General features: G+C 70.9%; 17 protein-coding genes and 1 pseudogene. 2 read left to right on the top strand and 16 right to left on the bottom strand.

All coding sequences use genetic code 11. The features are described 5' to 3' along the window. Window positions 1-155: 155 nt before the first annotated feature. From kynU to KCH48_RS33020, 5 genes are all read right to left on the bottom strand, one after another. Window positions 156-1,370 carry a kynureninase gene (kynU, locus tag KCH48_RS33040; protein WP_210579924.1) on the bottom strand — a complete coding sequence of 405 codons (1,215 nt, stop codon included), beginning with the start codon at window positions 1,368-1,370 and terminating at the stop codon, window positions 156-158. Continuing rightward, window positions 1,363-2,202 carry a tryptophan 2,3-dioxygenase family protein gene (locus tag KCH48_RS33035; RefSeq protein WP_210579922.1) on the bottom strand — a complete coding sequence of 280 codons (840 nt, stop codon included), beginning with the start codon at window positions 2,200-2,202 and terminating at the stop codon, window positions 1,363-1,365. Before KCH48_RS33035 ends, kynU begins: the two co-directional genes overlap by 8 nt. A 154-nt stretch (window positions 2,203-2,356) precedes the next feature. Beyond that, the gene (locus KCH48_RS33030) at window positions 2,357-3,979 is read right to left on the bottom strand and encodes a hypothetical protein (protein WP_307841016.1); all 1,623 of its coding nucleotides are present in this window, start codon (window positions 3,977-3,979) and stop codon (window positions 2,357-2,359) included. A 5-nt stretch (window positions 3,980-3,984) separates the two neighbouring features. Continuing rightward, window positions 3,985-6,042 (bottom strand): ATP-binding protein, encoded by a 2,058-nt coding sequence (locus KCH48_RS33025; protein WP_246886226.1) that lies wholly within the window; start codon window positions 6,040-6,042, stop codon window positions 3,985-3,987. 69 nt (window positions 6,043-6,111) lie between these two features. Continuing rightward, window positions 6,112-7,098: a hypothetical protein gene (locus tag KCH48_RS33020; protein WP_210579918.1), complete on the bottom strand. Its 987-nt coding sequence runs from the start codon at window positions 7,096-7,098 to the stop codon at window positions 6,112-6,114. A gap of 207 nt (window positions 7,099-7,305) precedes the next feature. Here KCH48_RS33020 and KCH48_RS33015 point away from each other — a divergent pair, with 207 nt between their 5' ends. Further along, entirely contained in the window at window positions 7,306-7,725 is a 420-nt protein-coding gene (locus KCH48_RS33015) for a DUF3151 domain-containing protein (protein WP_210579916.1), read from the top strand. A gap of 88 nt (window positions 7,726-7,813) precedes the next feature. Here the strand turns inward: KCH48_RS33015 and KCH48_RS33010 are convergent, their stop codons facing one another. The 9 genes and pseudogenes from KCH48_RS33010 to KCH48_RS32975 all read right to left on the bottom strand — a co-directional run bounded on the left by KCH48_RS33010 (window position 7,814) and on the right by KCH48_RS32975 (window position 15,880). Next, entirely contained in the window at window positions 7,814-9,280 is a 1,467-nt protein-coding gene (locus KCH48_RS33010) for an MFS transporter (protein ID WP_210579908.1), read from the bottom strand. A gap of 67 nt (window positions 9,281-9,347) precedes the next feature. Then, on the bottom strand, window positions 9,348-10,379 hold the full coding sequence (gene fbaA, locus KCH48_RS33005) for a class II fructose-bisphosphate aldolase (protein WP_210579901.1): 1,032 nt from the start codon (window positions 10,377-10,379) through the stop codon (window positions 9,348-9,350). A gap of 117 nt (window positions 10,380-10,496) precedes the next feature. Next, window positions 10,497-11,048: an orotate phosphoribosyltransferase gene (gene pyrE / locus KCH48_RS33000; RefSeq protein WP_210579899.1), complete on the bottom strand. Its 552-nt coding sequence runs from the start codon at window positions 11,046-11,048 to the stop codon at window positions 10,497-10,499. 10 nt (window positions 11,049-11,058) lie between these two features. Then, window positions 11,059-11,865, bottom strand: coding sequence for an aldose 1-epimerase (locus KCH48_RS32995; RefSeq protein WP_210579897.1), 807 nt, complete (start codon window positions 11,863-11,865; stop codon window positions 11,059-11,061). A 66-nt stretch (window positions 11,866-11,931) separates the two neighbouring features. Next, window positions 11,932-12,125, bottom strand: a pseudogene (locus KCH48_RS43525) (cobyrinic acid a,c-diamide synthase); the annotation flags it as partial. Next, entirely contained in the window at window positions 12,088-12,879 is a 792-nt protein-coding gene (locus tag KCH48_RS32990; protein WP_210579895.1) for an SRPBCC domain-containing protein, read from the bottom strand. The gene KCH48_RS32990 and the pseudogene KCH48_RS43525, both read right to left, overlap by 38 nt. An 86-nt stretch (window positions 12,880-12,965) precedes the next feature. Beyond that, complete coding sequence (locus KCH48_RS32985; protein ID WP_210579893.1) at window positions 12,966-14,603, bottom strand: polyamine aminopropyltransferase; 1,638 nt, start codon at window positions 14,601-14,603, stop codon at window positions 12,966-12,968. A gap of 58 nt (window positions 14,604-14,661) precedes the next feature. Then, window positions 14,662-15,252, bottom strand: a complete 591-nt coding sequence (locus KCH48_RS32980; RefSeq protein ID WP_210579890.1) for a DUF2617 family protein — start codon at window positions 15,250-15,252, stop codon at window positions 14,662-14,664. A 382-nt stretch (window positions 15,253-15,634) separates the two neighbouring features. Next, window positions 15,635-15,880 carry a hypothetical protein gene (locus tag KCH48_RS32975; protein ID WP_210579888.1) on the bottom strand — a complete coding sequence of 82 codons (246 nt, stop codon included), beginning with the start codon at window positions 15,878-15,880 and terminating at the stop codon, window positions 15,635-15,637. 129 nt (window positions 15,881-16,009) lie between these two features. Here KCH48_RS32975 and KCH48_RS32970 point away from each other — a divergent pair, with 129 nt between their 5' ends. After that, on the top strand, window positions 16,010-17,200 hold the full coding sequence (locus KCH48_RS32970; RefSeq protein ID WP_210579886.1) for a pyridoxal phosphate-dependent aminotransferase: 1,191 nt from the start codon (window positions 16,010-16,012) through the stop codon (window positions 17,198-17,200). A gap of 141 nt (window positions 17,201-17,341) precedes the next feature. Here KCH48_RS32970 and KCH48_RS32965 read toward each other — a convergent pair whose 3' ends face one another. Both KCH48_RS32965 and clpB read right to left on the bottom strand, forming a co-directional pair. Further along, window positions 17,342-17,869: a YbjN domain-containing protein gene (locus KCH48_RS32965; RefSeq protein ID WP_210579884.1), complete on the bottom strand. Its 528-nt coding sequence runs from the start codon at window positions 17,867-17,869 to the stop codon at window positions 17,342-17,344. Between the two features lie 174 nt (window positions 17,870-18,043). Then, complete coding sequence (clpB, locus tag KCH48_RS32960) at window positions 18,044-20,641, bottom strand: ATP-dependent chaperone ClpB (RefSeq protein ID WP_210579882.1); 2,598 nt, start codon at window positions 20,639-20,641, stop codon at window positions 18,044-18,046. Window positions 20,642-20,805 lie beyond the last annotated feature (164 nt).

Raw genomic sequence — 20,805 nt, 5'->3', positions numbered from 1 at the left:
CCCCCCCCCCCCCCCCCCCCCCCCCCCCCCCCCCCCCCCCCCCCCCCCCCCCCCCCCCCCCCCCACCCCCCCCCCCCCCCCCCCCCCCCCCCCCCACCCCCCCCCCCCCCCCCCCCACCCCCCCCCCCCCCCCGCCCCGCCCCGCCCCCGACTCATCACGCAGCCCCGGCCGCCACCGTCTCCCCCAGCACCCGAGCCGCCCGCTCCACATCCCCGAACCCGACATACAGCGGCGTGAACCCGAACCGCAGCACGTCAGGCGCGCGGAAGTCACCGACGACGCCCCGCTCGACGAGCCGCTTCATGACATCCCCGGCGTCATCACAACGCAGCGCGACCTGGCTCCCCCGCTCCGTGTGCGCGCTCGGCGTCAGGGACTCGACCCTGCCCTCGGGGACGTACGCCGTCACGCACTCCAGGAAGAAGTCCGTCAGTGCGAGGGACTTGGCGCGAACGGACTCGACCGAGACGCCCTCCCACACCTCCAGCGCCGCCTCCAGCGCCAGCATCGAGAGGATGTCCGGCGTCCCGACCCGCCCCCGCGGCGCGCCCGCCGCCGGTTCGTACGCCGACCGCATGCCGAAGGGCTCCGCGTGGGAGTTCCAGCCGGGCAGCGGAGAGTCGAAACGGTCCTGCAGTTCACGGCGCACATAGAGGTACGCCGGTGAACCGGGGCCTCCGTTCAGGTACTTGTACGTGCAGCCGACCGCCAGGTCGACCCCGTGCTCGTCGAGCCCCACCGGCAGGGCGCCCGCGCTGTGGCACAGGTCCCAGACGGAGACGGCGCCGGCCGCGCGGATCGCGGACGTCAGGGACGGCAGGTCGTGCAGCCGGCCCGTGCGGTAGTCGACGTGGTTCAGGAGTACCGCGGCCGTACGGTCGCCCAGGACCCCCGGTACGTCCGCCGGCGCCACCGGCCGCAGCGTGCAGCCCGTCATCCGGGCGGCGGAGTCGGCGATGTAGCCGTCCGTGGGGAACGTCGTCGCGTCGACGACGATCTCGTCCCGACCGGCATCCGCCATCCGCACGGCTGCCACAAGTGCCTTGAAAACGTTGACACTTGTCGAGTCCCCGACGACGATCTGCCCGGCCGCCGCCCCGACCAGCGGAGCGATCAGGTCGCCGATCCGCTCGGGCGCGGTCCACCAGCCGCTCTCCTCCCAGGAACGGATGCGCAGCTCACCCCACTGCCGGCGGACGACGTCCTCGACCCGGCCGGGGACGTGCGCGGGCAGCGCGCCCAGCGAGTTGCCGTCCAGGTACACCACATCGTCGAGCACGAACCGCGCACGCACCCCGGCCAGCTCGTCGGCGGCGTCCAGCTTCTCGGCCCTGACTACTTGCTCAGACCGCTCAGACCGCTCAGACATGAGACCTCGCCGTCCACAGCTCGGGAAACACGTTCTTCTGCGCGCGCTTCTCCAGCCAGGCGACCCCGGCGGAGCCGCCGGTCCCGGCCTTGGCGCCCATCGCCCGCCGCGTGGCGACCAAATGATCGTTCCGCCAGCGCCACACCAGCTCGGCGACATCGGTCAACGCCTCGCCCAGCCGGGCCACTTCATCATCCGGCTCGCCCGCGTAGACGGCCGTCCAGACGGCCTCCACCTCCGGCGACGGCTCATACCGCAGTGCTACGTCACGTTGAAGTACGGACGCCGGAATCGCGTGCCCGCGCCGCGCGAGGAACCGCAGGACCTCGTCGTACAGGCTCGGCTCGTGCAGTGCCTTCTCCAGCTCGGCGTGGACTCGGGGTGCGCCGCGGTGCGGGACCAGCATGGACGCGGACTTCTCGCCGAGCAGGAACTCCATACGCCGGTACATGGCTGACTGGAAGCCGGAGCCCTCGCCGAGAGCGCTTCGATACGAGTTGAACTGGGCCGGGGTGAGCTGTCCGAGCGGCTTCCAGGAGGCGTTCAGCGCCTCCAGTTCCCGTACCGAACGCTTCAGCGCGTCGATCGCCACCCGCACCCGGTCCTCGCGCAGGGCGTGCGCGGCGGTCTCCCACTCATGGACGATGACGGTGAACCACAGCTCCATCACCTGGGTCGTGACCAGGAAGACCATCTCTCCGGGATCGTCGGAGAGGGTGTGCTGGAGGTGGGTGAGCACGTCCGCCTTGACGTAGTCCTCGTACGGCGTCGTGCCTGCGAAGTCGAGATGCGGGGTCTCGGGCTCGTTCGTCTCGTGAGCCTCTTGGGACATCGCTGTCTCCTGTTGTTACTCCGGGTAGCGGTCCGCCCCTGCCGTTACCGACACGGGGGCCCCGGTCCCCACCCGAATCCTCACGGGTGTCCCCCGGAAAGTGCAAGGCCCGACTGGATCACAGCCGGACCCGCACTCGACGGTCCAGGCTCCGTCAGGGACAGGTGCCGTTGAATATGTCCTCGTGGCTTCGGTAGATCCCGGCCGGCTTCGTGCCGGAGGCCGGTTCCGGGTACTCGATGACGGGCACGGGCTTGCAGACCGCCCACTTCCGTGTGTCCGGGGAGTCGTCGAAGCCGAAGGTGCCGCTGGCTCCGCGTACGCAGTTGACGCAACTCGCCCCGGACTGGGTGCCGAGGATGTTCATGTTGATCACGGTGTTGTAGACGTCGTCATGCCTCGGCAGGATCGGGGCACTGGTGGTCTCCGCCTCTCCTTGCGTCCCCATTCTCTCGCCGTTGATGTCGTCGTACGCTCGGCCGGTGGCCTGCGAGAGCACGGTGAAGGCGTCGTAGTACATGACCGCGTAGCCGTCGTCCAGTGGCTTGCTCCCCCATGGCTGCTTGTGTGCCGCATCGTCTCGCAGCTCCGCCCGCAGCTTCTCGAACTGCTTCAGGAAGCCGCGAGGCCCGGCCGGGAGCTTCTCGTTCCCCGCCCAGGACCGGGTGTCGACGGAGGCGGCGTCCACAAGGGTGATCCGGGCCTGCCGCAGCTGCTCGGTGACGTCCGTCGTGGTGGTCTCGGGAGCCATGCCTATCCCCACCTTCAGGATGCGCGTCGGCTTCCCGTGGTCGCAGGAGGGTTCGTTCGCCAGCCGGTCCACCAGGTGGGGCAGATCGTGATCGCGTCCCCCGAAGAAGACCGTGTCCGCTTCGGTCAGACAGATGCTGCGGGCGGCGTCGGAGAAGCGCTGGGGGACGCCCTCGTCGTCGCCGGTCAGCCCCAGATAGGACGCCTGCCGCTGCTTCAGCCCGTACTCCTTGCCGAAGTGCGCCAGGAAGACCTCCCGCAGGTCGGCGGAGTAGCTGTCCCGCTCTCGCCGGTCCGAGACGAGGAAGCCCGTACCGTTCCCCGGGTTCTTGTCGAGGTACTCCCGCAGCGCCTCGGCGAAGAGTTCGTTCGACGGGGACGTCTTGAAGAGGTACCCAGCCTCCATGGTGGTCGAGGTGAGGATGGGGCCGATCGCCGGGATCCGGTGAGCGGAGAGGGCGTGGGCCGCATCGAGCGTGTCCGGAGTGCTGCTCGGCATGCCGAACACGCCCACCAGCGGCGCCTCGTCGTCGGTCATCCCGGCGAGCCGGTCGACGACGGGCGCCCACTCGTCCAGGTCCTTCCCGTCGTTGGCCAGCAGCAGTTGGTAGCGCGGCCCCGCCTGCGCGTTGGCCCGCAGCTGGGCGGCGTGGGCACCCGCCAGCGCACGGGCGATCTGCTCCGTACTCATGGTGCTGGTGGCATCGGTGGTGAACGGCATCATGAGGGCGATCCGCACGTAGGGGATGCTGGCCTGCCCGTTCTCCGGGTGCGTCCAGCTCCTCTCCACCCGGGCGTTCTCGTCCGCCACGGCGCGTATCAGGCCCTCCAGCTCCGGATCACCCGGCAGAACTCCGGCGGTCACGCCCACGCACTCGTCCCCCGCTGCCTCCAGACCGTCGCCGCACTTCTCGGGCAGCAGTCGTACGACCACGAAGGCGACCGCCGCGAGCAGGACGACGCCCACCACGAGGACGAGTGCCTTGTCGGCCGGTCCCAGAGCACGGTTCCTGAAGCGGTTCAGCACAGTCCTCACTCCTCGTCTCGGGCAGAGCCGTACGTCGGGTAGGGCCTTCGCTCGCGTGCCGCGGCCGGCCAGGCCCGAGCGGCCTCGTTGAGCACGGCGCGCCCAGAGGGATGCCGCATCGACAGGAACGCCAGCTCGGAGCCGAGGTCGTCACACAGGTCGGGCAGGGGTTCCGCGTAGGTCTCGGAGAGGTACCAGAGCGTGTGCAGCAGCCTGTTGACGGACCTGCGTACGTCGTCGGTCTCGGCGTAGCGGTGGTCATGGGCACCGCGGGCGATCTCGGCGCGCTCGTCGGTCCATCCGTCCGACGGGGGCCGGGGGGCCTCGGCGGCGTACCGGAGGGTGTCCAGCCAGCGGCCGGCCTCCCAGGTGCCGAAGTACTCGGTCAGCGCGCTCACCACCGGGTCCGCGCCCTCGGCCGCCAGGGTGTGCCGGAGCACATCGGGCTCGTGCCCGGCTCCCCGGGCCGCGTGGTGCTCGCGCAGGAGGGCGTGCAGATCCTCCCAGCGCCGTCCCGGCGCGGCTGCCGCGGAGGTCGCACGGGCCTCATGGAGCAGCAGGGCGCGCAGGAACGGGTCGGAGACGAAACCTGTGGCGGGGGCGGCGCCGTCCGTCCCGGCCGTCCAGTGCTCCTCCTCCAGGTACTGGGCGGCGGACGAGAGCCCGGCGCCCGGGAAGCCGCCACCGGCCGGTGCGGCCGCCCGCACCAGCGCCTGTGCGGCCTCCCGGTCGCGGGCCAGGGCGAGCGGTATCAGACGGTCGCGCAGCTGGGGCTGCGGAATCAGCTGCTCCAGCAGCACCTCGGCGACCGGCCGTCCCTCCTCGGCCGGCAGGTCGAGCAACTCCTCCGGCGCGACGGCGCGTCGTCCACTGGCGCGTACGACCGCCTCGCACAGCATCCTGCTGCCCTGCGGGTGCCCCTGGGTCAGGGCGTGCAGTGCCGACGGCAGATGGCGGTGGAGCGGGCCCTCGGCCGGGTCGAGCATCAGCAACAGGTCGTCGTGGGTCAGCGGTGCCAAGGGGATCACGAGCAGCCCCGCCGACGGCGAGCCGGGGACGGTGCGCTCCCAGCGGGAGGCGTGGATCAGCTCGGGCAGCTCGCGGCGCGTCGCGTCCGGGTAGAGGTCCGCGCCGTCGCCCAGCCGGGTCGCGACGACGACCAGCGGGTCGCGGATGCCGGACTCGGGCGCGGCACGGTGTTCGAGCAGCAGGCCGAGCACGCGCTGTCCGGCGGCGGTGTGCACGTTGTCCAGCAGGACCAGGGGGCGCGGTGTTCGGTTGATCCGTTGCCACCGGCCGTGGGCGTCGGTGAGGTCTTCGAGGAACGCGGCGATCAGGATGCGTTCGACCGCGTGCTGGAAGTCGCCGCCCTGGTGGAAGCGCAGGCTCAGCCGGATCAGAGCGGCTTCACCGTCCTCGGAGCCCGGGAAACGGCTCTGGTACCACTGGTGCACAAACCGTTCGGCGCGGCTACGGGTGTGCCGGCTGAAGTACTGCTGGACGACCGCCTCGGTGACAGGAGCCAGGTCGTGCTGGCGCCGGTCCGGGTCGGCGAGGCGCTCGCTGACGTCGTACGTCCATTGGCTGCCGTCCGCGTCGGCCGTGCCCTTCTCGAGACCGCAGGCCACGAGGAGGCGTGCGAACCGGTCGCGGGCCAGCGACTGTTCGACCTCGCTGCCGCGGTGCCAGCTGGACACGGCGAACAGTCCCGGCAGCAGACGGGAGAACCGGAGCCGTCCGGCACCCGGGACCATGGGCGCCAGCCGGCACACCAGCTGGTCCAGGATCTCGACCACGGCCGACGTGTTGGCCGCCGTGGAACCGGACCACCGCCCCTGCTCGATCTGGGCGGCATCGACCCTGCCGAGCGGAACGCGCCCGCGGTAGGCCTCTTCCAGGGAGTCCAGGACCGCTGTCCTGCCCATGCCGTGGCGGCCGGTCAGCAGCGTCACGGGAAGGTCGCCGCGGTGTTCCTGGGGGACGAGTTCCCGTCGGTCGGCTGCCAGGCCGACCAGACGGGGCACCAACCCGCGCAGGATGGAGTCACGTGCGTACAAGGGCATCCCCATCGCCCTTCCCCCGTTCTGTCACCGTCTCCGGGTGTCGTCGCCCTTCTCCGTGCTCCGGGTGGCTCAGCTTCCGAGCAGCCTCCCCAGCGCCTGGCCGACAGCGTCCAGCAGGAACTGCCTGCCGACCGTGTCGGGGGCGGCACCCAGCAGGCGCCGCATCCCCTCCATCAGCCCGCGTTGCCGGTCCGGCCCAGGGTTACCGTCGCTGTCGCCGTCGCCACCGCCGCCGCGCGACAGGGCGTCCGCGCTGCGCAGCAGGGCCGCGCGGGACTCCGGTTCGAGGTCCAGTCCCGGTGCCAGCTCCGCGATGAGCCGGGCGAGGTCGGCGGGTGCCAGCGCGGTGTGCACCTCGATGCTGTTGTGCACGCTGTTGTCGGAGTCGCCCTGGGTGATGTGCCCGATCGTCTCGGCCTCTATATGGGTGTGCTGGGCGGGCCGACGGCGCTCGCGCTGCTGTGCCACGTACGCGACGATGTCGGAGGAGCCGCTGAGCACGGCGCTCACGCCCTGCGAGGTGAGGGCCACGTGTGAGCCGACGTCGTTGTGGAACGGCGGCCCCGCACAGGTGATCAGGCCCTCCTCGGCCAGATAGGTGAGGGCCCGGGCGACCTCGCTCCGGGAGAGGGGTTCACCGAGGAAGAAGACGTCCGGCGAATCGAGGAAGCCGCTGATCCGCAGCGGCTGCCGGTCCGGGTTGGCGTGAATCCAGTGCAGTACGGCGCGTGCCGCGTGACGGCCCCGCTGGACCGAGTTCGCGCGCAGGGCCTGCAGCCGACGGGCCCGCTCCGCCCCGGCGGTCCGGAGCGTCACCACGGGAGCACTCGTGTCCGTGCCGTGTCCGCCGTGGGAGCTGATCAGCTCCTCGGCGCTGAGGTGGCCGACGATGGCCTGGACCGCGCTCATGGGAATGCTCTGCAGAGAGCCGAAGTCCGCGCAGGAGATCTGGTGGCCCAGCTCCCCCTCCGCCCTGTCCCAGATCCACAGCAGGAGGCGGGGACCGTACCTCTCGACGTACGCGGCGAAGTCGTCGTGGTCCCTGAACGCGGGCACTGAGGCTGACAATGACGGATCCTGTTCGTCGTCTCGCACCGACGGCTCAGCTCCGGCACCTACCCTTCTTTCACTCCGGTAATCAGTCGATTCACCTGCCGCAGAGGCACAACACCAGCTGAATCACCCCAAGTTGGCCATACGCGTGCGGGGCCTCGTCGTCCTTGCTGATCCGGGTGTAGATGCCAGAAGTGGCAGACTGGCGGCATGACGACTCACAAGAACCTGCTCGGCGGCCCGGAGCCGACGTACCTCCCGGAGAACGAAGAGGCGTACCGCTCGCTGGGCGAGGAGTCCCTGCCGCCGGCTGAGGTCGCGGCGAAGCACCCCACGTTCTCGCTCGCCTGGGCGATGCTCGCCGACGACGCCTTCGAGGCGGGGCGCGTGGTCGAGTCGTACGCCTACGCGCGCACCGGCTATCACCGCGGTCTGGACTCGCTGCGCCGTGCCGGGTGGAAGGGGCATGGCCCCATCCCTTGGGACCACCGGCCCAACCGCGGGTTCCTGCGCTGCCTCGCCGCCCTCGCCCGCGCCGCCGGCGAGATCAACGAGAAGGACGAGACGGAGCGTTGCTGGCAGTTCCTTCAGGACAGCAGTGCGGAGGCGTACGCCGAGCTGAAGCGGTAACGCTCCGCTGGAAGTGCCGCGCCGGTTGTCTGTCGTCTGCGGCGCCGTCGTGGCTGATCGCGCAGTTCCCCGCGCCCCTGACGGGGCGCTATGCGATCCGTTTCTTTACCGGTTCCCCCTCCAGGGGCGGCGCCATGATCGCCCCATGTGTACGGCATTCCGGGCGGCGGCAGTCCGGGGGCAGGCGGCGTACCGTCGTGAAGGCCAGGGCCGACCCGGCGACCAGCACGACGGCGCAGATGATCATCGCGCGGCCGAAGGCGTCGTCGAAGGCGGCCGGTGAGCGGTAGGCGTCTTCTCCCATTCCGGCGAGGAGGGGGAGGGCCGCGACCGCGATCAGGCCGGCCGCTCTCGCCGCCGCGTTGTTGATGCCGCTGGCCAGGCCCGCACGGGAGGCGTCCACGGAGCCGAGGACGGTGGCTGTCAGGGGAGCGACCAGGGCGACCAGGCCGAGGCCGAAGACGAGTACGGCCGGCAGGACGTCGGCGGCGTAGGAGGCGTCGGGGCCGACGCGCAGCATCAGCAGCAGGCCGGCGGCGCACACCAGGGGGCCGACGGTGAGGGGGATGCGAGGGCCGATGCGTTCGCCGAGTTCGCCGGAGCGGGCGGAGAGCAGCAGCATCAGGACGGTCGTGGGCAGCAGGGCCGTACCGGCGGCGAGGGCGGAGTAGCCGGCGACGACCTGGAGCTGGAGGACGGCCAGGAAGAAGAAGCCGCCGAGGGCCGCGTACACGCACACGGTGACCAGGTTGACCGCCGTGAACTGGCGGGACGCGAAGATCCCGGGCGGCATCATCGGGTCGGGCCGCCGTTTCTCGACGTACACGAAGGCGATCCCCGCGGCGACGCCCGCGATCGCGGTGACGGTGACGACGAGGGAACCGCTCCGGGCCTCGATCAGCGCGTACGTCACCAGGGCCAGGGACAGCGCGCCGAGGGTCGCGCCGAGGACGTCGAAACGGCCGTGCTTGCGGCCGTCCCCGGACTCGGGGACGTGGCGCAGGGCGATGGGGATGCACAGCAGCGCCAGCGGGACGTTGAGCAGGAAGATCCAGCGCCAGCCGGGGCCGTCCACCAGCCAGCCGCCGAGGAACGGGCCCACGGCCGCGCCGATGCCGCCGAAGCCGGACCACAGGCCGACGGCCCTGCCCCGGTCGTCGGGGTGGAAGGAGCCCTGGATGAGGGCGAGGGAGCCGGGCGTGAGGAGCGCGCCGCCGACGCCCTGGAGGGCCCGCGCGGCGATGAGGAAGCCGGCGTTCGGGGCGAGGCCGCACAGCAGCGAGGCCACGGCGAACCAGATGACGCCGATGACGAAGATCTTGCGGCGGCCGTACGTGTCGCCCAGGGAGCCGCCGAGGAGGATGAGCCCGGCGAGCGTGAGCGTGTACGCGTTGACCGTCCACTGGAGGGCGGACAGGTTCGCGTCGAGGTCTTCGCCGATCCGGGGCAGGGCGACGTTGACGACGGTCGAGTCCAGCAGGGCCATGCTGGAGCCGAGGACGGTGGTGAGCAGGATCCACTTGCCCTGCGGGGAGGCGATCCGGACGTCGGGCATGCCCACAGGTATACAGCGAGCCCGGCGCCGTAGACAGGCGCCGGGCTCGTTGCGTACAGCCGTACGGCTACTTGATCTTCGTGCCGGTGGAGCGCAGGTTCCCGCAGGCCTCGAGGACGCGCTTGGCCATGCTCGCCTCGGCCAGCTTGCCCCAGGTGCGCGGGTCGTAGGTCTTCTTGGAGCCGACCTCGCCGTCGACCTTGAGGACGCCGTCGTAGTTCTTGAACATGTGGTCGGCGACGGGACGCGTGAAGGCGTACTGCGTGTCCGTGTCGATGTTCATCTTGACGACGCCGTTCTCCAGCGCGGTCGCGATCTCCTCGGCGGTGGAGCCGGAGCCGCCGTGGAAGACGAAGTCGAAGGGCTGCGAGCCGGCCGGCTGACCGTACTTCGCGGCGACGCCGTCGTTCAGCTCCTTCAGCAGCTCGGGGCGGAGCACGACGTTGCCCGGCTTGTACACGCCGTGGACGTTGCCGAAGGAGGCGGCGAGCAGGTAGCGCCCCTTCTCACCGAGGCCGAGCGCCTCGGCCGTACGCATGGCGTCGTCGACCGTCGTGTACAGCGAGTCGTTGATCTCGTGCGAGACGCCGTCCTCCTCGCCACCGGTCGGGGTGATCTCCACCTCGAGGATGATCTTCGCGGCGCGGGCGCGCTCGAGGAGCTCCTGCGCGATGGAGAGGTTGTCGGCGAGGGTCTCGGCGGAACCGTCCCACATGTGCGACTGGAACAGCGAGTTCTGCCCGGCCTTGACCCGCTCCTCGGAGACGGCGAGCAGCGGACGTACGTACCCGTCGAGCTTGTCCTTCGGGCAGTGGTCCGTGTGCAGGGCGACGGTGATGTCGTACTTCTTGGCGACGATGTGCGCGAACTCGGCCAGGGCCACCGCACCGGTCACCATGTCCTTGCTGTGCTGACCGCCCAGGAACTCGGCGCCACCCGTCGAGATCTGGATGATGCCGTCGCTCTCCGCCTCCGCGAAACCGCGCAGGGCCGCGTGCAGGGTCTGGGACGAGGTCACGTTGATGGCCGGGTAGGCGAACTTGCCGGCCTTCGCCCGGTCGAGCATCTCGTTGTAGACCTCGGGGGTTGCGATGGGCATCTGTCCGCTCCTTGATTGTGCGGGTGGCGTTCTGCTGGATTTACGGCCCTGACCTAGGGGGCGACGTCATCGTCGGCCCCATCTTTCCAGACAGGACCGGATGATCGGGACGCCCCGTCAGTCCAGTCCCAGCTCGTCCTTCGAGTAGGCGTAGCGGTACGGCACCCCCGCGCCCTCCTGGATCTTCTCGGCGGCGCCGGTCGCCCGGTCGACGATGGTGGCGACGGCGACGACCTCGGCGCCGGCCTCGCGCACGGCCTCGACGGCGGTGAGCGGGGAGCCGCCGGTGGTCGAGGTGTCCTCGACGACGAGAACGCGGCGGCCGGCGATGTCCGGGCCCTCGACCCGCCGCTGCAGTCCGTGCGCCTTGGCGGCCTTGCGGACGACGAAGGCGTCCAGCTTCCGCCCGTGCGCGGCGGCGGCGTGCAGCATGGCCGCGGCGACCGGGTCGGCGCCCATGGTCAGGCCGCCGACCGCGTCGAAGTCGAGGTCGGAGGTGAGGTCGAGCAGCACCTGCCCGACCAGCGGGGCGGCCTCGCCGTCGAGGGTGATCCGGCGCAGGTCGACGTAGTAGTCGGCCTCGATACCCGAGGAGAGGGTCACCTTGCCGTGCACCACGGCCTTGTCCTTGATCTGCCGCAGCAGCGCGTCACGTGCGTCCGTCGTCATGTCTGCCAGCTTAGACAGCCCTCAGGCTGCGCCAGGTCCAGGTGGTCGAGGCCTCCAGCGGCTCCAGCGGGGTGACGAGGCGGGGCAGGCTGTTGAGCCCGTCCGGCGGCCCGGTCTGCGGCTCGACGCATACGGCCGCCTCCTGCTCGTCGTACACGACGACCCACTCCTCGCCGCTCCTGACGGTCAGCTCCAGCCGCTGTGGCCAGGTGAGGGTGACGTCGACACCGCCGGGCATACCGAAGCAGTCGTCCCAGGGCCCGGGCTTCGGCTCGATCCGGTTACCGGTCGGCAGATGATCGTCGCCGCGCTCCTCCTGCCAGGTGGGGGCGAAGTCGAGGACGACGCCCTCACCCTCACCCTCACCGAGCTTCCGGTTGAACCACGGATGCCAGCCGATCTGCGCCGGGAAGGACGACTCGTACGTCTCCACGGACATGGTGAGCGTGAGGGAGTCCTCGGCGAGGGCGACGACCTGGGTGACCCGGCCGGGGTAGGGCCAGGGATCGACGAGGTCGTACGTGATGACGGCCTCGTTCGCCGTCCTGCGGGCGGTGCGCCAGGCGCCGTCGCGGGCGGTGCCGTGAATGGCGTGCGGCGGGGAGTTGAGCGGCAGCTGGTGGACCATGGCCCCGTCCCGGAACCGTCCGTCCCGCATCCGCCCGCACCACGGCACCATCGGGAAGCACCCGAACCGCTCCCCCTGCCGCAGCAGTTGATCCCCACCGACCCGCAACCCACCGACCCGCCCGCCGTTCCCCGGCTGCACGGTCACCTCCGCGTCACCCGCGGTCAGCGTGATGTCTTCACTACTCACGGCACGACCCTACTGGGCAGATCAAGAGGTCGTCCGGTGCCTCTGGATGCCGGTCCGCGCTTTCCAGCCGGGGGCGCTCGCTTCTCGGCGCCGGTCCGCGCATTCCAGCCCGTCCGGCGATTGAGGACGAGGCCGTTCAGGCCGAAGCGGGGGTCTGGGGGCGCAGCCCCCAGGGATGGGACGGGTAGGGGCGGCGGGGGCGAGAAAATCCACGCCCACCACTCAGCGCCGCTTACGCAGCACCCTGCCGACCACGATCGCCGACGCCAGCACCAGCGCCGCCGCCGGAGCCGCCCACCGAAGCGTCGAGTGCGGGGCCACCGTCTGAGGCGCGGGAACCGGCGCATACCGGCCACGCGGCGGAGCGTGATCCACCTCCTCCGCACTGCGCCCGATCATCGTGCGCCGAGCGTGAGCGGCCTCAGCGGGCACCGGCTCCTCGGCCTCGCCCGCGGCCTCGGCGAGCGGATCGAGGCCCGGCGCAGGCACCTCCGCATCGAACACGGAGGACTCCTCCGGCGTCTCGACAACGGCATCCGAGGTTTCCGCAGCGTCCGCGTCCTCCGCCCCCCTCGGCTCCTCAGCCGGCTCCTCCCCCTCGGCCCCCAGATTCTCCGCGAAACGGTTCAGCAGACGGCCCACCGCCGAGGTGACCGCATCCGCCGAAAGTTCCGCCACGCGTCCATCCGCCGTGGCCGTACCCGCGAACGCGAGCGTCGTGCCGCCGTCCGCGTCACGGAGGCGCAGCGTGAGCGCGAGCTTGACCGAACCCGTGCCGCGGGCCTCGGTCGCGTCGCCCTCGATGGCGTACGAACCGTCGTCCTGCCCGGAGAGCCGGGCGGAGCCGCGGTAGGTGATGGTGTGGCCGCCGACGCGGACCTTCAGCCTGCCGGTGATGGGCTCGGCACCGGCGTCCTGCTGGAGCCCGGGAACAGCCCGGGCGATCCGTGCGGGGTCGGCCAGCGCCTCCCTCAGCCGCTCGACCGGAACCGGAACGAACACCTCATGCTCCATGTTGGCCGAGCGTACCCGCAGGCGCCGTCCGCATGCTCCCGTTGGCCACAACTCGCTCGGCGTCGGTATGAACGCCGCCCGGTGGCTCAATACCGCGGATGCACCAGCGTCGAAGCCCCCACCCCCTTCACCCGCATCCCCTCCAGCACCCTCGCCCCCGCCGTCAACTCCCCCTGGGTCAACGTCCGGAGCGGCGGCGCCTCCGCGAGGGACAGCGGCGGACTCCCCCCGGCCGTCGCCAGCACGAAGCCCCAGTCGTGCGGGCCATCCGCCGCGCCGCCGGTCGAGCGGTCGGGCCCGGCGCGGAAGCCGGCGTCGTGGCCGGTGATGCCGTAGGGGGACGTCGACAGGGACGCGGCGCGCATCGTGGTGTCCACCGTCCAGAAGGTCTTCGGGCGGGAGGAGACCGGGCCGGCGTGCACGACGAGGCGGCCGTCCCGCGCCAGCGCCCGCCGCGCCAGGCCGTAGAACTCCTGCGAGTACAGCTTGGTGCTCGCCGTGATCCCGGGGTCCGGCAGGTCGGAGATGACCACGTCATACGCCGATCTGGGCGCCGACCGCAGCCAGGCGAAGGCGTCCGCCGTGCTCACGTGGACGCGGGGGTCGTCGAGGGCGTGATCGTTCAGCGCGGACAGTCCCGGGTCCCCCCGCGCCAGGCGGACCACACCCGCGTCGAGTTCGACGACGTCGACGCGGTGGACGTCCGGGTGGCGCAGCACTTCGCGGGCGGCCAGCCCGTCGCCGCCGCCGAGGACCACCACGCGCGCGTGCGGGCCGTTCATCGCGGGGTGGACCAGCGCTTCGTGGTAGCGGCGCTCGTCCTGGCCGCCGACGCGGAGCCGGCCGTCGAGGTAGAGGTCGAGCGGGCGGCCGTCGGTGTCGCCGGTGAGGACGACCTCCTGGACGTCGGTCTGCACGGCCACGCGTACGTCCCTGCCGTACACGGCGTGCCGGGCCGCGCGTTCGAAGTCGTCGACGTGGACGGCGGCGGTCGCGAGGACGCCGAGGACGGTGAGGTTGGCCAGCACCAGCAACCACCGGCCGCGCAGGGTGAGATCGCCGCGGAACAGGCCCAGTACGAGCGCACCGCCGACCACCGCGTTGACCGCCCCGGTGATCAGCGCACCGGTCAACTGGCCCAGCTGCGGCAGGAGTACGAAGGGGAAGGCGAGGCCGCCGACGAGCGCGCCGACGTAGTCCGCCGCGAACAGGTCGGCGACCGCGCCGCCCGGGTCCTGGCGGCGGATGCGCTGGATCAGCTCCATCAGCAGCGGGACCTCGGCGCCGATCAGCAGGCCGATGGCGAGGGAGAAGGCGACGAGCAGGAGCCGGGGGCCGTGCGCCCACAGTCCGCCCCAGTCGCCGGTCCAGGCGAAGACGGCGTACAAGGCCATCGCGCTGCACCCGCCGACCAGCGCGAGCGTCGCCTCGATGGCGCCGAAGCCGGCCGCGGCGAGGCTGCGCAGCCGTTTCGCGACGAGGGAGCCGATGCCCATCGCGAAGACCATCACGGACAGCACGACGGATGCCTGGGTGACCGAGTCGCCGATCAAGTACGAGGCGAGGGCGACGAGTTCGAGTTCGTACACGAGTCCGCAGGCAGCGCAGACGAACACACCCGCGAGGACCAGGAACCGGCCGACGCCGGGCCGGACGGGCAGCCGCGCGGGGCGGCCCCAGGGCGGCGGTGTGCCGGGTGGGGCGGGCGCGTGCGGTTCGATCACCTTGCGACGGTACGTCACGCCACCGGCACGCTTCGTCACCCACACGTGTGGAGTCTGTTTACAGTCGGCGGATACCGGTTTGGGCCGCGAACTCCCCCGCGCCCGCGCGGGAGGACACCGGCGACGGGCTGGGCCGGCCCGCCGGCACCCGTACCCCGACGCGGGTCCGTGTCGCCACCAACTGCCCGTCCTGCGGGTACGCGTGCCAGGTCCGCCAGTGCACCTGCCCCTCGTGCCGCTGGGCCAGCAGCGCGGTGAAGGCGTGCGGGCTGCCGGGGAAGACTCCGGCGAGGCCGTGCGGGTGGTCGGAGACGAGGGCCAGCAACTCCTGGGCGCGGCCCGCGAAGGAGCCCGGGGAGAGCATCTCGACGCGGGCCGCGAACTCGTACTCCCAGTCGCCCACCCGCTTGGCGACGCCGAGCGGGAGCGGTGTGCTGCTGCCCGGAATGCATGCCACCGTCTCCGAGCAGACGCCCTGTTCCTCCTCCAGGAGCACCTGGTGGGACGCACCGAGCAGTCTCAACTGGAGCTTGGTCCCGGTCAGTTCGAGGTCGAGGGTGGCCAGTGCGGGAAGCGGCTCACGCCCCAGGGCCCAGGCGAGGTCGGCCGCGCGCGTGTCGGTGTACGAGGTTTTCAGGGTCGTGAGCATGGGTCGGCTCCGCTAGAAAACAAAGAAAAAGGGAGGGGTGGGTCCGGCACTTCCCGGTCCACGCCGGGAGATCAGCCCGGTCAGCCCGGTCGGGAACAGGTGTCCGCGGGACGTCCGAGGGGCCGCTTTGGTGATGTAGAGGGAATCATGAACTGAGGCGCCTCCACAGCGTTTTTACCCAACTTCGGAGGGTTTCCATCCCTCAGTGGGCTCCACAGCTCAACTGTTCAACCACGGCGTGCGCCTCAGCGCATTTGGCGTGCACCGGAGCGCACGAGCGCCCGCCGGGAACTGTCCCCGGCGGGCGCGATGTGGGACCGGCAGCGAGCGCGGTCCCCGGGTCGGATGCGGTTCCCCCTCGAGGGAGCTCAGCTGCCCCGTGTCAGCTGCCTCCACCACCGCATCCGCCACCCCCGCCGCCGCCTCCGCACGACGAGCCACCGCCGCCGCACGACGAGCCGCCGCTGTCTCCCCCGCCCCACCAGCTGCCGCTGGCGCCGCTGCTGCTGCCGCTCCCGCTGTACCGTCCCGCGCGCCGACGACGCCGCTGGCCGCCCCTGCGCGCATTGGCGACCATGGCCGCGAAGAACAGGACGAAGAAGACCGTCAGGATGATGCCGATGGTCATGGCGTCACCCTCCTTCCATTTACCCCGGAGCGGCCCCCCGTGGGCGCTCCGCTGGTTGCGTGACCTGGGCATGCCCGGCCGCCATGACCGTCAAAGCAGAGTTGAGGAACTCCAGAGCTTGGGCGCAGGATGACCGGCATGACCTCAAGCGCACGCCCGCTCCTCAACCGCCGGCTCGCCGAGTTCGGGACGACGATCTTCGCCGAGATGTCCGCGCTCGCTCTGTCGACCGGGTCGATCAATCTGGGCCAGGGCTTCCCCGACACCGACGGGCCCGACGAAGTCCGGGAGGCGGCGGTGCGCGCCCTGCGCGACGGCCGCGGCAACCAGTACCCGCCGGGCCCCGGCATCCCCGAGTTGCGCGGCGCCGTCGCGGATCATCAGCGGCGGCGGTACGGGCTGTCGTACGACCCGGACCGCGAGGTCCTGGTGACGGCGGGCGCGACGGAGGCGATCGCCGCCTCGCTCCTGGCCCTGCTCGAACCCGGCGACGAGGTGATCGCCTTCGAGCCGTACTACGACTCCTATGCGGCCTGCATCGCGATGGCGGGCGGCACGCGTGTGCCGGTCACTCTCCGTCCGCACGAGGGCAGCTTCCGCCTCGACCTGGACGAGCTGCGCGACGCGGTGACCGACCGCACCCGCCTCCTGCTGATCAACACCCCGCACAACCCGACCGGCACCGTCCTCACCCGCGAGGAGCTGACCGCGATCGCCGAGCTGGCCGTCGAGCGGGATCTGCTGGTGGTCACGGACGAGGTGTACGAGCACCTGGTCTTCGACGGCGCCGAGCATCTGCCGCTGGCCACGTTCCCCGGTATGCGCGAGCGGACCGTCACCATCGGCTCGGCCGGGAAGTCGTTCTCCTTCACCGGCTGGAAGGTCGGCTGGGTGACCTCGACGCCGGAGCTGGTCACGGCGGTGCGATCGGCGAAGCAGTTCCTGACGTACGTCGCCTCCGGGCCGTTCCAGTACGCGGTCGCCGAGGCGCTGAGGCTCCCGGACACGTACTTCACGGCGTTTCGCCAGGACATGCTGGTCAAGCGGGACCTGCTGGCGGCGGGGCTGGCGGAGAGCGGCTTCGAGGTGTTCAAGCCCGCCGGCACCTACTTCATCACCACCGACATCCGCCCCCTCGGTGAGAGCGACGGCTTCGCCTTCTGCCGCGCGCTGCCGGAGCGCGCCGGGGTGGTCGCCATCCCGAACGCCGTCTTCTACGACCACCGGGAGGCCGGCGCACCCTTCGTGCGGTTCGCGTTCTGCAAGCAGACGGAGGTGCTGGAGGAGGCGGTGAAGCGGTTGAAGGCGCTGGCCGGCTGAGGCCGGGTCGGGTGGCCCCGTAGACCGGCAGAGTGGATCGGCAGAGTTTTCCACAGGCTGTGGACGGCGAGAGCCCGACCCCGGCACGCGGCCGCAATGGCCCGTGCCCTGGCCGGGCTCCGCTGAAGACCAGGACGTGACTTACTCGTCGTCCTCGGGCTTCTCCGCTTCGTTGACCTCCTGCTCGAGGCCGAGCTGCTCCACGAGCCACTTGTCGAACTCGATCGCGGCCCGCACCCAGCTGACCGTGGACGACACGAAGTGCTCCAGGCTCACGCCCGTGCCGATCAGCATCTGGGCCTCGCCGATCAGGCGGACGGTGCCGTCGTCATGGGTGTGGCTGTACACCTTGGGCCACAGGGTCCGCCGGTTCCAGTCGTCGATGGACTCCAGCAGCTGCGGCTTCTCGTCGATCTGGTGGGGCCGGTCGTAGAACGTCCGCACCGAGAAGACCTGCTGGTCACCCTCGCCGCGGAACATGAAGTACGTACGGAACTGCTCCCACGGTGCGACGAGGTCACCCTCCTCGTCCACGAGGTGCTTCAGCTCCATCTGGTCGAGGAGCTGCTTAACGAGGTCCTGATCCGGGACGACGGGGCCCGCCGGTCCTTGGGGCTGCGGCTCGGGCTGGCCCCCGAAGTTCGGAATCGAGGACGGGTCGATGGTCACCGTGAATTTCCCTTCGTACGGATTCCGCCATCCTCCCTCACTGGGGGACCCGGTTGGCAACCCCGACAGGAAGTGTCAGCCGTCAGCTGACAGGATCTGTCCGGTAGGGGACGTCCGCTGTACGAAAGGTACGGAGGATACGGAGGGCCCCTTCCGGGAGCCCCCCGCGCCCCCTCACAGGGTCTTGCCGGTCACCGGGCCGACGATCAGTCCGTCCCCGAACGAGTCCACCCGGACCGTGTCGCCGTCCTTGACCTCGCCCGCCAGGATCTCCTTGGCGAGCCGGTCGCCGATCGCGGTCTGGACGAGGCGGCGCAGCGGACGGGCGCCGTAGGCCGGGTCCATGCCCTCGTCCGCGAGCCAGGCCAGGGCCTCGTCGGTCACCTCGAGCGTGAGGCGGCGTTCGGCGAGGCGCTTGGTGAGGCGGTCGATCTGGAGCCTGGCGATGCGTTCCAGTTCGGGCTTGGTCAGGGCCGAGAAGACGACCAGGTCGTCGAGGCGGTTCAGGAACTCCGGCTTGAAGGAGGCGCGGACCACCTCGAGCACCTGCTCCTTCTTCTCCGCCTCGGTGATGATCGGGTCGACCAGGAACTGGCTGCCGAGGTTCGAGGTGAGGACCAGGATGGCGTTGCGGAAGTCGACCGTCCGCCCCTGACCGTCCGTCAGACGGCCGTCGTCCAGCACCTGGAGCAGGATGTCGAAGACCTCGGGGTGCGCCTTCTCGACTTCGTCGAGCAGGATGACGCTGTACGGCCGCCGCCGCACCGCCTCCGTGAGCTGGCCGCCCTCCTCGTACCCGACGTATCCGGGCGGCGCGCCGACCAGCCGGGCCACGCTGTGCTTCTCGCTGTACTCCGACATGTCGATCCGGACCATGGCCCGCTCGTCGTCGAAGAGGAAGTCGGCGAGCGCCTTGGCGAGTTCGGTCTTGCCGACGCCGGTGGGGCCGAGGAAGAGGAAGGAGCCGGTCGGGCGGTCCGGGTCGGCGATGCCCGCCCGGCTGCGCCGGACGGCGTCGGACACCGCCCGCACGGCCTCCTGCTGGCCGATGAGGCGCTTGCCCAACTCCTCCTCCATACGCAGGAGTTTCTGCGTCTCGCCCTCCATGAGGCGCCCGGCGGGGATACCGGTCCAGGCGGCGACGGTGTCGGCGATGTCGTCGGCGCCGACCTCCTCCTTGACCATGGTGTCCTTGGAGGCTTCCTCCTCGGCCTGCGAGGCGGCCTCCAAGTCCCGTTCCAGGGTGGGGATCTCGCCGTACAGCAGCTTGGAGGCGGTGTCGAAGTCGCCGTCGCGCTGGGCTCGTTCGGCCTGTCCGCGCAGTTCGTCGAGCTTCTCCTTCAGCTCGCCGACGCGGTTCAGGGACTGCTTCTCCTTCTCCCAGCGGGCGGTCAGGCCCCGCAGCTCCTCCTCCTTGTCGGCGAGATCGCGCCGCAGCCGCTCCAGCCGCTCGCGCGAGGCCGGGTCGGTCTCCTTGACCAGCGCGAGCTCCTCCATCTTCAACCGGTCGACGGCACGCTGGAGTTCGTCGATCTCCAGGGGCGAGGAGTCGATCTCCATCCGCAGCCGGGAGGCGGCCTCGTCGACCAGGTCGATGGCCTTGTCGGGGAGGAAGCGGGAGGTGATGTAGCGGTCGGAGAGGCTGGCCGCCGCGACAAGCGCGCTGTCGGCGATGACGACCTTGTGGTGGGCCTCGTAGCGCCCCTTGAGCCCGCGCAGGATGGCGATGGTGTCCTCGACGCTCGGCTCGGCGACCAGTACCTGCTGGAAGCGGCGCTCCAGCGCCGGGTCCTTCTCGATCCGCTCTCGGTACTCGTCCAGGGTCGTGGCACCGACCATGCGCAGCTCACCGCGGGCGAGCATGGGCTTGAGCATGTTGCCGGCGTCCATCGAGGAGTCCCCGCCGGCGCCGGCGCCCACGACGGTGTGCAGCTCGTCGATGAAGGTGATGATCTGCCCGTCGGAGTCCTTGATCTCCGCGAGGACGGTCTTCAGCCGCTCCTCGAACTCACCGCGGTACTTCGCCCCGGCCACCATGGCGCTGATGTCGAGTGCGACGAGCCGCTTGTTCTTGAGGGACTCGGGCACGTCACCCTTGATGATCCGCTGGGCGAGCCCTTCGACGACGGCGGTCTTGCCGACGCCGGGCTCACCGATGAGGACGGGGTTGTTCTTGGTACGGCGGGACAGCACCTGCACCACCCGCCGGATCTCCTGGTCCCGCCCGATGACGGGATCGAGCTTCCCCTCGCGCGCGGCGGCCGTGAAGTCGGTCCCGAACTTCTCGAGTGCCTTGTACTGGCCCTCGGGATCCGGTGTGGTCACGCGGCGCCCTCCCCTCGCTTTCTGGAAGGCCTCCAGCAGCTTCTTCGCACTGGCGCCCTGCTGGGAGAGTACGTCGCCGGCCTGACCCCCCTTCGCGGCGATCCCGACGAGAAGGTGCTCGGTGGAGAGGTACTCGTCCCCCAGCTCCTTCGCCTTGGCCTGCGCGTCCGCGATCACGGCCAGCAGCTCACGGCTGGGCTGCGGCGGCGCGACAGTGGACCCGGTCACGCTGGGCAGCCCGGCGAGGATCTTCTCCGCGCCGGTCCGTACGGCGGCTTGGTCGGCGTCGACGGCGGCGAGCAGGTCGGTGATGTTCTCGTTCTCCTGGCCCGCGAGCAGCGCGAGCAGCAGATGCGCCGGGGTGAGATCGGGGTGTCCCTCTTGCACGGCCCGGTTACTGGCCGCGTTGATGGCGTCCCGGCTCCGGTTGGTCAGCTCGGCGTCCACGTATCCGTTCTCCTCCTAGGCGTCAGCCGTCCACACTGACGTGAGCAACGTACACAAAGTTGAGTCTATTCCACTCAAGGGGGTGTACGGGAGGTTCGGCGGCCGACTTCCGGCGTCGTGGACGTACGTTCGCGGGACATGGACATACGTTCCCGGGACTCGTC

The sequence above is a fragment of the Streptomyces sp. GESEQ-4 genome, from assembly GCF_017948455.1.
Taxonomy (GTDB): domain Bacteria; phylum Actinomycetota; class Actinomycetes; order Streptomycetales; family Streptomycetaceae; genus Streptomyces.
The sequence above is the reverse complement of the archived record's forward strand: the minus strand, read 5'-3'. Positions and strand labels throughout refer to the sequence as shown.